The sequence below is a fragment of the Streptomyces macrosporus genome (assembly GCF_039533145.1).
Taxonomy (GTDB): domain Bacteria; phylum Actinomycetota; class Actinomycetes; order Streptomycetales; family Streptomycetaceae; genus Streptomyces; species Streptomyces macrosporus.
The window spans coordinates 70,553-83,362 of sequence record NZ_BAAASZ010000014.1 but is presented as its reverse complement, the minus strand read 5'-3'; the positions used below and the strand labels follow the sequence as shown (position 1 = coordinate 83,362).

At 75.6% G+C, this 12,810-nt stretch carries 8 protein-coding genes; 2 read left to right on the top strand and 6 right to left on the bottom strand.

Annotation, left to right across the window (positions count from 1 at the left end):
• The 5 genes from ABD335_RS08155 to ABD335_RS08135 all read right to left on the bottom strand — a co-directional run.
• A partial coding sequence (locus ABD335_RS08155; protein ID WP_486387922.1) for a coiled-coil domain-containing protein occupies window positions 1–2,630 on the bottom strand: 2,630 nt, incomplete at its 3' end.
• 31 nt (window positions 2,631–2,661) lie between these two features.
• The gene (locus tag ABD335_RS08150; RefSeq protein ID WP_344321434.1) at window positions 2,662–3,588 is read right to left on the bottom strand and encodes a hypothetical protein; all 927 of its coding nucleotides are present in this window, start codon (window positions 3,586–3,588) and stop codon (window positions 2,662–2,664) included.
• Window positions 3,585–5,099 carry a hypothetical protein gene (locus tag ABD335_RS08145; RefSeq protein WP_344321433.1) on the bottom strand — a complete coding sequence of 505 codons (1,515 nt, stop codon included), beginning with the start codon at window positions 5,097–5,099 and terminating at the stop codon, window positions 3,585–3,587. The genes ABD335_RS08150 and ABD335_RS08145 overlap by 4 nt, the downstream gene beginning before the upstream one ends.
• A gap of 89 nt (window positions 5,100–5,188) precedes the next feature.
• Window positions 5,189–6,649, bottom strand: a complete 1,461-nt coding sequence (locus tag ABD335_RS08140; RefSeq protein WP_344321432.1) for a HEAT repeat domain-containing protein — start codon at window positions 6,647–6,649, stop codon at window positions 5,189–5,191.
• Window positions 6,650–6,967: 318 nt separating this feature from the next.
• Entirely contained in the window at window positions 6,968–8,476 is a 1,509-nt protein-coding gene (locus ABD335_RS08135) for a DNA-binding protein NsdB (RefSeq protein WP_344321431.1), read from the bottom strand.
• Window positions 8,477–8,740: 264 nt separating this feature from the next.
• Here ABD335_RS08135 and ABD335_RS08130 point away from each other — a divergent pair, with 264 nt between their 5' ends.
• Window positions 8,741–9,841 (top strand): aminoglycoside phosphotransferase family protein, encoded by a 1,101-nt coding sequence (locus ABD335_RS08130; protein WP_425583572.1) that lies wholly within the window; start codon window positions 8,741–8,743, stop codon window positions 9,839–9,841.
• A 226-nt stretch (window positions 9,842–10,067) separates the two neighbouring features.
• The gene (locus ABD335_RS08125; protein WP_425583571.1) at window positions 10,068–12,089 is read left to right on the top strand and encodes an N-acetylmuramoyl-L-alanine amidase; all 2,022 of its coding nucleotides are present in this window, start codon (window positions 10,068–10,070) and stop codon (window positions 12,087–12,089) included.
• A gap of 171 nt (window positions 12,090–12,260) precedes the next feature.
• On the opposite strand, the gene ABD335_RS08120 is transcribed toward ABD335_RS08125, so the two are convergent.
• Window positions 12,261–12,758 (bottom strand): hypothetical protein, encoded by a 498-nt coding sequence (locus tag ABD335_RS08120; RefSeq protein WP_344321429.1) that lies wholly within the window; start codon window positions 12,756–12,758, stop codon window positions 12,261–12,263.
• Window positions 12,759–12,810 lie beyond the last annotated feature (52 nt).

Sequence of the window (12,810 nt, the reverse complement as noted above, 5' to 3'; positions counted from 1 at the left end):
TCCTCCAGCCGCTGCCGGGCGGTCTCGGCGACCTCCGCGGCGGCGCGGGCGCCGGCGGCCAGCTCGGCCAGACGGCCGGGCGGGCAGCCGGTGCGCCAGGAGGCGATCCGGGCGGCCAGGGACCGGTCGGCGGACAGCCGCGCCGCCAAGGCGCGGATCTCCTCGTCGCGGGCGACGGCGCGCTCGCGCAACTGACGGCGCTCGGCGTCGGCCGCGCGCTCGTCGTGCATGGCCGGGTTGGGCGGCACCAGGAAGACGCCGCCGTCCTCCTCGCCGTCGGGCGAGGGGACGGGGGCCAGCAGCGCGGCGGCGGTGCCGACGGCGACCGCGGAGCGCGGCAGCAGGGCGGCCCCGCTCAGGACCTCGCGGGCGCGGGCGTGGCTGTCGGGATCGGTGATGACGACGCCGTCGACCAGTTCGGGGCGGGCGGCGAGCACCGCGGCGTGGTCGGCCGGGTCCACCGCCTGGGCGAGGTAGCGCCAGCCGGGGAGGGCGGGGATGCCGTGCTCGCCCAGGTACTCGACGGTGGCCAGGACGTCCGGGCCGGGCGGCAGCAGTCCGCCGTCGCCGAGGGCGCCGAGGATGCGGGCGTCGTCGGCGGCGGCGGTGCGCAGGTCGAACAGTTGGCGCTCGGCCGCGGCGATGGTCTCGTCCAGCAGGTCGCGCAGGGTCTCGGCGTTGCGGTCCAGTTCCTCCGCGTCGAGCGCGCCCGGCCGCTCCGCCCGGCCGGCGGCGTCCTCGCCGGCGCGCGGGCCGGGCACCGAGGCGCCGGGCCCGGTGCCGGCACCGGGCAGGCCGAGCAGTTCGACCAGGCGCTCCTCGGCGCCCAGCGCCTCGGCGGCGCGGCGCTCGGCGGCGTACGCGGCCTCGGCCGCCTCGGCGGCGTCGACCGCGCGGGCCGCGGCGAGTTCGGCACGGGTCAGGGCGGCGGCGGTCTCCTGGGCGCGCTCGGCGGTGCGGCGAGCGGTCTCCTTCGCGGTCTCCCAGGCGGCGACGGCGGCCTTCTCCGCGTCGCCGGCGGCCAGGGCGGCGCGGGCCGGATCGGCGTCGGGCGAGGCTCCGTCCAGCCAGCCGGCCCGTACGGCCTCGGCCGTCTCCTGATCGATCTCGGCCAGACGCTGGCGCAGGTGGTCGCTCTCGCTGCGGGCGCGCTGGGCCTCGGTGGCGGCGGCGGTGGCGTCGCGGTGGGCGGCCTCGCCGGTGGCCTGGAGGGCGGCGGAGCGCTCCTCCTCCTCGGCGGCGAGGTGTTCGGCCTTCTCCGCGGCGGCCTGGAGGGCGCGCACCAGATCGGTCGCGGCGCGGGCACGGGCGGCCAGGGCGGGGGCGGCGTCGCGTTCGGCCTCGCGGATGGCCGCGGAGACCCGGGCGGCGCGGTCGGCGGCGGCGCGGTGCGCCAGTACCGTCTCGGTGGCCTGCCAGGCGGCGTGGAGGGTTCGGGCGTCGCTCAGCTCGCGGCGCTGGGCGGCGGCGCTCTTCTCGGCGGCGGCCAGCGCCAGGGAGGCGTGGCGGTAGGCGAGTTCGGCGGCGATCAGCGCGGCGCGCTCGCGGTCGCGTTCGGCGGTGGTCACGGCGTGGGCCGCCTGGTCCGCCCGCTCGGCGAGTTCGGCGGCCCGGCCGCGCTCCTCGATGCCGCGGGCGGCCAGCCGCCGGGCCAGGGTGCGGGTGCGCTGCTCGGCACCGGCGTGGACGGCGCGGGCCTGGTCACGGCGGTGCGCGGCCTCGGTGATGCGCCGCAGCAGGTCCAGGGAACCGGCGGTGAAGTCGCGCTCGGCGGTGAGTTCGGCGCGGCGGCCGAGCTTGTGGGCGAAGCCGTGCACCAGATCGGCCAGGCCGTCGGTGTCGCGGGTGTCGGTGACGGCGCGCAGCAGCAGATCGGTGAAGTCGGAGTCGTTCTTGACGGCGAAGAGGCCGGCGGCCTCGCCCTCGTCGGCGTTCATCTCCCGCTGGTAGCGGAAGAGCTCCGGGTCCAGGCCGAGGTTGCCCAGGTGCTCGATCCAGCGCTCGTGGACCTCCTCCCACACCACGTCGAGGTTGGGGTACGCCTTGCCCGTCTCGACCAGGACGTCGCGGAAGCCCTTCATGGTGCGGCGCCGGCCGCGGGCGGCCGAGGTCCCCTCGGGTACCGGCCCCACCGCGGTGGACTCGGCGACCGGCAGGGAGTCCAGGCTCATGCCGGGGCCGGGCCGGAAGCTGTACCAGGCCTCGGCGAACTTCCGGGGGTCGTTGGAGACCTGCCTCCCACGCCACTCGCTGACCTTGCCGACGACGACGGTCTCGCCGGTGACGGTGTGCTGCCACTCCAGGGCGACGTGTCCGCAGTCGTCGGCCAGCAGGAACTTGCGGAGCACGCCGGAGCTGGCGCCGCCGAGGGTGTTGCGGTGGCCGGGCAGCATCACCGAGAAGATCAGCTTGAGCAGGACGGACTTGCCGCCGCCGTTCTCCAGGAAGAGCACGCCGGCGGGCGCGGGACGGCGCGGCGGCCCGGCCGGCTCCTCCTCGAAGAAGTCGCCCTGGGCGGGGGCGGGGCTGGGCACCGGCTCGCCGACCCCGCGCAGGTCCAGCACGGTGTCGGCGTAGCGCGCACCGGCGGGCCCGATGGAGTAGAGGCGGATCCGGGACAGCTCGTACATGGCGGGGCTCTCGTTGCTCGAGGTGGGGCGTTCAGCTGTGGAAGGGCAGCCCGGCGTCGACGGGCAGGTCGGAGTCGTCGTCGGAGGGCGGCAGCAGGGTGGCGCTGCCGTCGCTGACCGGGACGATGCCCAGCTCCAGCAGTTCGGTCATGGCGGCGCTGCCGGCCATGTCGCGCACCTGGAGCTGGTAGCGGGCGGTGGTGCGGTAGGTGCCACCGGCGTCGTCGCCGGTGCGCTGGAGGAACCCGGAGTCGGCCAGGAAGGCGGCTGCCTTGGCGACGATCCCGGTGGTGGAGCCGGCCAGGCGCCGGGCGTCCTTGGTGGCGCCGGTGGCGCTGCGCCGGGAGTACACCCGCCAGGCGGCCTCCAGGCCGGGCGCGTCGCTGACCGGGTCGGTGTTCTCCCCCTCCCGCTCGGCGCGCTCCTCCAGCCGGCGGCACGCCTGGCGGACGAAGGCGTCCACGCCGTTGACGGTGATCCGGCCGACGTAGCCGTCGTCGGCCAGGTCCTCGGGGCGGGGGAAGGCCAGGGCGGCGATGGCGAGGTGGGCCAGGCCGTGCAGGAAGCGGTCGGCGGAGTCGGCGGCGGCCCGGCGGGCGTAGTCGCCCATGCGGACGGCGAAGACGGAGTCCTCGGCGGCGGTGACCACCATGCCCGCGCGGGGGGAGACCTCCAGCACGACCAGCCCGAGGCCGGTGGCGACGGCGTCGGCGAGCCGGGCGAAGGCGGGCTCCTCCCGGTAGCGCCGCAGCAGGTCGCCGTACTCGACGTCGCGGGCGGGCAGCAGCTTGGGCTGGAGCCCGAAGGAGACCAGGCGGGCGGCGTCGGCGGCGTCCGCGGGGGTGACGTGGGCGGAGGCCCCCGGGGCGCCGCGGCCGTCGGGCCGGTCCTCGGCCCACTCGCCCGTCCCCGGCGCGCCCTCCCCCTCGTACGGCTCCCGGATTCCGTACTCGCTCACGACGCCACCTCCGTGCGCTCCGCTGCCATGCCCTCCGCGTCCAACAGGGCGGTTCCCACGATCAGGTCGGCGCCGCCGAACTCCGGGTCGTCCAGTTCCGTGCCGTCGTCCACGGCGAACAGCAGCCGCCGCTCGCCCTGCCGGTAGGCGGTGCCGACCGGCGGGCTGGCGGCGTGCACCGCCAGGAGGGCCACCAGGTACGGCAGGTCGGGGTCGCGCCGGCGGGCCTCGGCCAGCAGGCCCGACAGGCGGCGCGGGGCGTCGGGGGACAGGTCCAGCAGCGCCCTGGCGGCCTCCATCTGCTCCTCGGTGAAGCGGCTGTCGTCGGGGGTGGCGACCAGATCCGGCTCGGGCATCTCGGCGCCCAGGTGCTCGCGGGGCGCGGGCGGGGTGAGCAGCAACTCGGTCAGGTCCCCCAGGCGGACGGCGGCGGGGGCGCGCAGCCCGGTGCCGTGGGCGAAGAAGGCGTCGGTGACCCTCGTCGCCCGCTCCACGGGCAGCGGGAGGACCGGGGCGAGGAGCTGCCCGTACAGGTCCAGTCCGGCGCGGGCGGCGGGCGGGGCGAACGCCTGGCGGTCCTGCTCGGCGCGGAAGAGCGGCCCGGCCTCCAGCAGCCGGGACTGGAGCTGGGTGTGGCGTCGGATGCAGTCCTTGACGATGTCGACCAGTTCGGCGGCGCGCAGCTTGTTCTCCGCGCTCTCCGCCTCGTCGCGCGCCCTGCGGATGTTGGTGAGGATCGCGTTCTCGTGCCGGTAGCGCTCGGCGACGTGGTCGAGCGCCTCGGCGATCATGTCCGGGACGGTGTGCAGCCAGTCGACCGCGCGGACGTTGCGCCGGGTGGCCTCCAGGGTGCGGCGCAGTGTCTCGGCGTACTGGACGGTGCGGTAGCGGGCCTGCTCGGCGGCGAGCTGCGCGTCGGCGAGCCGGCCGCGGCTGACCAGCACCTCCAGCTTGACCTCCGCGGCGATCTGCGCGCTGGTGACGTCGGTGTCCAGGGCGCCGACCAGGACGTTGACCGCCTCGTCGGTGGTGCGCAGGTAGACGCCCCCGCCCGGGCCCGGGACCTCCTCGATCAGCTTGAAGTCGTAGTCGCGCCGCACGTACTCCCCGTCGGGGCCGAAGGTGCCGTAGACGGCGCGGAAGCCGCGGTCGACGCTGCCGACGTTGATCAGGTTCTCCAGGACCCAGCGGGCGACCCGCTCGTGCTCGGCGGCGGGGCGCTGCGGGGCCTGGGCCGCGACGCGCGGCAGCAGCCGGGCCACTATCTCCTCGTGGTCGGCGCCGGTGTCGAAGTCCATGTGCAGGGTGACCAGGTCGATGGCGGCCAGGGCCACCTCCGCCATCGCGTACGTGCCGTACTCCCCGGCCAGGTTGGCCTTGCGCACGTCCAGGTCGTGCAGGGGCGCGGTGCACGCGAGCGCCCTCAGCCGTCGGGCCAGGCCCTCGTCGGCGGCCGGGCCCGGCGCGGGACGGACGGCACCGGGGGACGGAGCGGATACGACTGTGGTCACGTCGCACAGATTAGGCGCTGGCACTGACAAAGATCGAAACGGCGAGGGCGCACCCGCGTCCGCACCGGCTCGGGGAGGCCGTCCCGGGCTCAGCGGGCGACGCCTCCGGAGCCGAGTCTGCCCCGCACGGCGCTCTGCACCCCCTCCTCCTCGGCGGGGTCGGTGGCCAGCCGTCGCAGGCGCTCGACGACCCGGGTGTCGCCGGTGGTGGCGTGCCGGGCGGCGACCTCGCGGGTGGACTCCTCGCAGTCCCACAGGCACTCGATGGCGAGGCCGGCCGGGAAGGACGGGTCGGTGGCGGCCAGGGCGCGGGCCGCCCGGCCGCGCAGCTGGGAGGAGGCGGTCTCGCGGTAGACGTACCGCAGGACGGGGGTGGCGCACCGCACGGTCAGCCGGCCGATGCCGTCGACCAGCGGCCCCAGGGCCGGGGAGTCGGGCCCCTCGGCGCGGACGGTGCGGCGCAGGGCGGCCAGGACCGGCCCGACGTCCCCCCGGCCGCCGCGACAGGCGAGCATCGCGGCCGCCGCCGCGCCGAGTCCGTCCTCGCGCCGGGCCCATCGGCGGGCCCGTTCCAGGGCGGCCGTGCCGCGCATCCGGGAGAAGGCGGACAGCGCGGACCGGGCGACGGAGCCGGAGGGGTCGTCGACGGGGTCGGCGGGCTCGGTCGCGGCCGTCTCGATCAGGTCGAGGGCGTCGGGGTCGCCGCGTTCGGCGAGGTGGCGCAGGGCGGCGGCACGGGCGGCGGCGGGGCCGCCGCGGGCGGCGGCGAGCAGCTCGGGGCGGTCCTCCGGCCCGGCGACGGCGGCCAGACAGCGGGCCGCGGCGGCCTCGCGCCGCTGCGGGTCGCCCCCGGACCCGTCCGCGCGGGCCCAGTCGAGCACCTCGCGCACGCTCCAGCCGGGGCGCGGCCCGGTGGGCCTCATCTGGCGCTGCCAGCGGTCGAAGGAGCCCCGTTCCCGGGCCTGGTCGATGCGCCTGGCCTGGGCCGGGCGGGCCGGGTCCTCGGCCCACAGCCGCCAGGGCCGGGGCTCGTAGGCGTCCCGGACGGCCTCGGCCAGGGCGGCCTCGCCCTCGGGGGTGTGCGGGAAGCGCGCCAGGACGGCGGGGCCGAGCGAGCGCAGTCCGGCGTCGTCGTCGCGGACGGCCAGCTCGTCCAGGGCCCACTGCCAGTTGGCGCCGTGCGCGACGTAGCGGCGCAGCAGCAGGAGCGCGCCGCGGTCGCCGTAGGAGGCGAGGTGGCCGAGGACGGAGAGGGCCAGGCCGGTGCGCTCCTCGGCGGTGTCGACGAGGTCGGTGGGGTGGAAGAGGTGGTCCTCGATGTCGTCGAGTCCGGCGTCGAGGTCACGGTGGAGACGCGCGTAGTACAGGGAGCGGTGTTCCAACTGCCAGTCCTGCCGGGGGTCGCGCCGCAGACACCGGCCCAGCGCGGCGAGCGCCTCCGCCCGCGGGGCCGCGAGGGCGTGCAGCGTGCCGTCGCCGCGGCCCCTCTGGAGGAGGCCGAGCAGCGTGCCGCTGGGCGCTATGTCGGAATCGACGGAATCGGCGAACATAGGGTCAGCATCCGGTGCGGGGTACAGGACTGGCAACGGGATTTCCGTTGCGTGCCATTGTCGCCGGTCGACCGGCGCTTTCCCCCTGTTCGCCCGCGGTTCTCCCACGGTTCTCCCACGGCGCCGTCGTGTCCGGCCGGAGCGGGTGCTCCGGCCGCCGAAGGATACCGGGAGCACGGCGCCGTGCCGACCCGACGGAGGCGCGCCCTCCGCACCCCCGGGGACGGGCGTGTGCGCACCGTCACGCCCGTGCGGCGGTCGGTGGCCGCCGCCCGCGGCGGGGCAGGCGGTCGGCGACGCCCGCCCCCGCCCCGCCGGTCAGGCGTGCACGCTCCCGCCCGACCGGCGGGGCGCCGGCACCGAGCCCCTCCCGGGCGCCTTGGGGGCCGTGGGCAGGGCGCGCTCGATCTCCTCGCGCAGGTCCTCGATCCCGGAGTACCCGGCGTACCGCCCGGTGAGCCGGTACATCTCCCTCAGCCGGTCCCAGGTGCGGTGCGAGGAGGTGTTGCCGATGGAGACCAGGGCCAGCCGCGCGTAGCGGTCCGCCTGCTCGGGGTCGTCGGCGATGAAACAGGCCGAGGCGAGCGAGATGTAGTCGAAGATCTTCGACCGCTCGCGGCCGCTCTCCCGCAGTCTCAGCGCCTCCTTGGCGTGCTTCTCGGCGGTCCTCGCCGCCGCGGGCTCGTGCTCGGCGAGGGTGCGGTACGCCAGTGCCTGCATCCCGTGGAGGTCCGCCTCGTCGAACATCTGCATCCAGCTGGGCGGCGGTACGTCCCCCCGGTCGGACACGAACAGTTCCTCGGCCTCGCCGAGCGTGCGCCGCATCGCCTGTCCGCGCCCCATGGACGCCTGGGCCCACGCCTCGATGGTGTGGAGCATGGCGCGGGTGCGCGGCAGGGCCCGGTCGCCGCAGCCGGCCCGGGCCAGCTTCATCAGGTCCAGGGCCTCGTCGGGCCGCCCGAGGTGCACCATCTGACGCGCGGCGCGGGACAGGGCCTCGCCGGCGCGCGGCCGGTCGCCGCCCTCGCGGGCCGCGTGGGCGGCGATGACGAAGTACTTCTGGGCGGTGGGCTCCAGGCCGACGTCGTGGGACATCCAGCCGGCGAGCACCGCCAGGTTGGCCGCCACCCCCCACAGCCGCCGCTGGATGTGCGCCGGGTGGCGGTAGGCGAGCATGCCGCCCACCTCGTTGAGCTGGCCCACCACGGCCTTGCGCTGGAGGCCGCCGCCGCGGGCCGCGTCCCAGGCCCGGAACACCTCCACCGAGCGTTCCAGGGCCTTGATCTCCTCGGCACCGACGGGGGCCGCCTCGTAGCGGTCGGAGGAGACGGGATCGGCGATGAGGGGGCCGTTGGTCCGGGGGAGGCCGGCGGCCGGGGCCGGATCGGCCCGGAGCCAGTCGTACATGGCGCTGGTGAGCGCCGATCCTGCGGTGAGCGCGGCGCCCGCGCCCACCAAGCCGCGTCGGTTGAGCATGAGGTCCATTCCCGTGAATTCGGTGAGGACCGCGGCGGTCTGTTCGGGGGCCCACGGCAGTCCGTGGACGGACTGCCGTCTCCCCACCGGGCCTGATCGGCCGAACCCGAGGTCCTCGATGGTCACGACACGGCCGAGTCGCTCGGTGAACAGGGTCGCCAGCACCTTGGGCACCGGATCGCGCGGGGTCTCCCCCATGTCGATCCAACGCCTCACCCGGGAGGTGTCGGTCGCCAGCTGCGGGTGGCCCATGGCCGCCGCCTGCCGGTTCACGAGCCGGGCGAGCTCGCCCTTGGACCAGCCGGTGAGACCGAACAGGTCCGCGAGACGGGTGTTGGGTTCCTTGGTCACGTCAAGCCCCCAGGATCTCGGCTGAGTCGACAGTAGCCGTCGACAACCTCGGCTCGGAGGGCCCGTGAACATTCGCCAGGGTTCGCCAGGGTCCGCCACATGGCGCGCAACCCGTGCGCGGGTGTGCTGTAGAACAGCGCCATCCCGTCCGGTCGCAGGCTCGGCATTCCCCAGGGTGCACCGCGGCACGGTCGGCCGGGTGGCGCGGCAATCCGTCGGCGCACGAAGGGATCCGGCTCGCCCATGCATCCAACACCGTCCCCCGTGTCAGCCCCGCCCCGGCCGCGTACACGACAGCCGTACGGCACCGTCCACCCCGAACCGGTGCGCACGCCACCAGCGTTCGGCGTCCCCCGGCCGCGCCGGGCGCACGCCCTCGGGGTCCCACCGACCGGCGCGAGGCTGGACCTGTCCGGCCCGCAGGGTGCGCGGTTGCGCACCGCCATCGCCTCGGTGCACCGGATCTGTCCGGAGTTCCAGCCGGCGCAGGTCATGCGCCGCAGCGGGCACTCGGTCCTCCTGATCGGCACCGTCGGCCGCGGCCCCGCGGTCGCCAAGTGCCTGCTGGACCACTCGCCCGAACAGGCCGAGCGGTTCCGGCACGAGATAGCGGTCTACCGCACCTTCGTGCGCCACCGTCCGCCGGTGCGGGTGCCCCGGCTCATCGCCGCGGATCCGGACGGCTGCGTCCTGGTCGCCGAGCGGACGCCGGGCCGCCCGGTGGCGCTGCAACGCCACCCGCTGGAGCTCCCGGCCCACTCCGACCTGCGCACCGTGCTGGGCGCCGTCCGTCGGGTGAACGCCTGGCAGCCGCCCGCGGGCCGGTTCGAGGCACAGCTCGACTACGGGCGGCGGATCGCGCGCTACCACGAGCTGGGCCTGCTGACGGACCGTGACATGGGCGATCTGCAGAAGCTGTTGCACGGCCTGGCGAGAGGGGGCGGCCAGAGGCAGTTCTGCCACGGCGACGCCCTGCTGTCCAACGTGCTGCTCTCTCCGACCGGTCCGGTGCTGGTGGACTGGCAGCACGCGGGCTGGTACCTGCCCGGCTACGACCTCGCCACCCTGTGGTCGGTCCTCGGGGACAGTCCGATGGCGCGCCGTCAGATCAGCCAACTCGCCCAGGTCCCGGGCCGTGACGCGCGGGACGCCTTCCTGGTGAACCTGATGCTCGTCCTCACCCGCGAGATCCGCACCTGCGAGACGGCCGTGCAGCGCGCCATGCGGGACCCGGCCCCGGCCGGGGCCTCCGACCGACCCGGCCAGATGAGTTCGGGCGAGGAGCAGCGGCTGTTGCTGCGCCGGCTGCACGACGACTGCGCGATGGCCCGCCGCGCGGTGCGGGCGGCGGTCGGCACCCGGTGAGGTCCGCGGGACGGCACGGTCTTCCCCTCGGTGGCTGCGGGGGCGCCACCGGGCTGGACCTGTGACGCCGCGCAGGTCCGGAGCCCGTACGGGAGGAAGTCCCGTACGGGCTCCCTGACGTGCGCGGGTTCACCGGAAGAACCGATCGTTGACGGATCGTCTCACCGGCCTGTACCCCTGTGTGATCCGTTCCGCGCCACCGCGGCACACCCACGAGGAGGCCGTCTTGCCAAGACCCGTCCCCGTCCGTCCGCCAGTCCGTCCCCCGCTGCCGCCCCGCCGGGGGACCGGCCGCCGGCCGCTGCGGGCGCTCACCGTCGCCGGAGTCGCGGCCCTGCTGCTGCCCCTCCTCCCCGCGGGCGCGTCGGCCGGCGCCGACGAGCGGGACCCCGGCTCGCTCCAGGAGGCGTTCGCCCGCGCCGCCGACCGGCACCGGGTGCCCGAGAGCGTGCTGCTGGGCGTGTCGTACCTCCAGTCCCGCTGGGACGCCCACCACGGCGCGCCCAGCGTCTCGGGCGGCTACGGTCCGATGCACCTGACCGACGCCCGGACCGCCCTGGCCGAGCAGCCGCACCACGGTCACGGTTCGGAGGACCCGCGCGGCGACACCTCCCGTGAGGTCAGGGACGTCCACGACGACCTCCCGGACGCGGACGAGCTGCCCGAGCGGCTGCGCACCCTGGAGCGGGCCGCCGAGCTGACCGGGCTGAGCGAGGAGGAACTGCGCACCGACCCGGCGGCCAACGTCGAGGGCGGCGCGGCGCTGCTGGCCGCCGCCCAGAAGGAGCTCGGCCTGCCCCTGAGCGACGACCCGGCCCAGTGGTACGGGGCCGTGGCCCGCTACCCGGGCTCCTCCGACGCCGAGGCCGCGAAGGTCTTCGCCGACGAGGTCTTCGACGTGATCCGCGACGGCGAGCGGCGCACCACCGACTCCGGCCAGGTGGTGACGTTGGAGGGCGACGCGGACCTGGCCCCGGACACCTCGCGGCTCGCCGGCCCGGACCTGCGGAAGGCCCCGGAGCGCGACGAGCGGGTGGAGTGCCCGAGGTCCGTCTCGTGCGAGTGGATCCCGGCGCCGTACCAGGAGTACGCCAACCCCGACGGCTCGCCGAACTACGGCAACCACGACAAGGCGAACCGCCCCGCGTCGCAGCGGATCGACTACATCGTGGTGCACGACACCGAGGCGACCTGGGACACCACCCTGAAGCTGGTCCAGGACCCGACGTACGTCTCCTGGCACTACTCCCTGCGCTCCTCCGACGGCCACATCGCCCAGCACGTCCCGCTCAAGGACGTCGGCTGGCACGCGGGGAACTGGTACGTCAACGCCAAGTCGATCGGCCTGGAGCACGAGGGCTTCCTGACCGCGCCCGACGCCTGGTACACGGAGGCGATGTACCGCACCTCGGCGCGGTTGGTGAAGCACCTGGCCCGCACGTACGACATCCCGCTGGACCGGCAGCACATCCTCGGCCACGACAACGTGCCGGGCGTGACCGGTGCCAACATCCCCGGGATGCACACCGACCCCGGCCCCTACTGGGACTGGGAGCACTACTTCACGCTGCTGGGCGCGCCCTTCCACCCCACGGCCGGCCCGGGCTCGGAGCTGGTGACCATCAAGCCGGACTACGACGAGCACAAGCCGGTCTACACCCGCTGCGACGGTTCCGGACAGCCGTGTCCGCCGCACGGTTCGAGCGCGGTGCGGCTGCACACCGAGCCGAGCGCCGACGCCCCGCTGGTGAAGGACGTCGGGCTGCGGCCGGGCGGCGGCGACTCCACCACCGGCGTCAACGACACCGGCGCCCGCGCCACGACCGGCCAGCGGTACGCGGTGGCCGAGCGCCGGGGCGAGTGGACGGCGATCTGGTACCTCGGCCAGAAGGCGTGGTTCCACAACCCCGCCGACGAGCCGACCGCGGTGAACTCCCGCGGCTGGGTGGTCACCCCGAAGGAGGGCGTCGAGTCGGTGCCCGTCTACGGCCGCGCCTACCCGGAGGCCGGCGCCTACCCCGAGGGGATCCCGGCGCAGGCGATCTCGCCGCTGCCGTACACGGTGCGCGCGGGCCAGGCGTACGCGCTGGGGCTGAGGACGAAGGGCGAGTACTACTACGCCAAGACCTTCGACCCCGCCGACCACGTGGTGGTCCGGGGCGAGGAGGAGTACTACCAGATCCAGCTCGGGCACCGGGTGGCCTTCGTCAAGGCCGCCGACGTCACGGTGCGCCGCGCGGGCCGGTGACGGGCCGCCGCTGACGGACCGCCGAGACGCCCCGGCGACGGGGCGCGAGAGACGCGAGAGGTACGAGAGAGGGGAGGGGCACCTCGTCGGTGTCCCTCCCCTCCGCCGTCCCGGGCGCTCTCCGTCACCGCCCGGACGGTCGGCACGTCACCGCGTCACCGCGTCACCGCGTCACCGGCGGAACATCTCCGCGGGCAGCGGCTTCAGGAGCTGGTAGAGGTCCTCGGTGATCGGCCGGTCCCAGCTCGCGATGGTGACCAGCACGTTGTCGCTGCGGTCGAACTGGACGCAGGAGATCCTGGTCTCGGAGCAGATGATCCGCCGCACGATGAGCAGGCTGTCGTTCAGCATCACCGGGCTCTCCTCCGTCCCGGTGACGGTGACCTCCTCGTCGTTCTCCAGCGCCGCCAGCAGCTGCTCCACCTCGAAGGGCACCTGGTCGTCGGCCCGCTCGCGGGCCGGGGAGCCCTCGGGGAGGTTGCCGATCACCATGGCCGGTCCGCGCCCGCCGAACAGGTCGTAGCGGAGGAACACGCCCTGGCAGCTCCCGTCCGGACCGGGCAGCAGTCCGGCTCCGAGGTTGCCCGGCCAGTCCCCCGGATCCATGGCCAGCACGTCGAAGTCGGGTCCGGCGGGAACGGGGGCACTGCGGCGGCGGAGAAACGACATGCGGCCAATGGTACGGGGCCGCCGACCGGAAGGAGCGGCTGCCCGTCCCCGT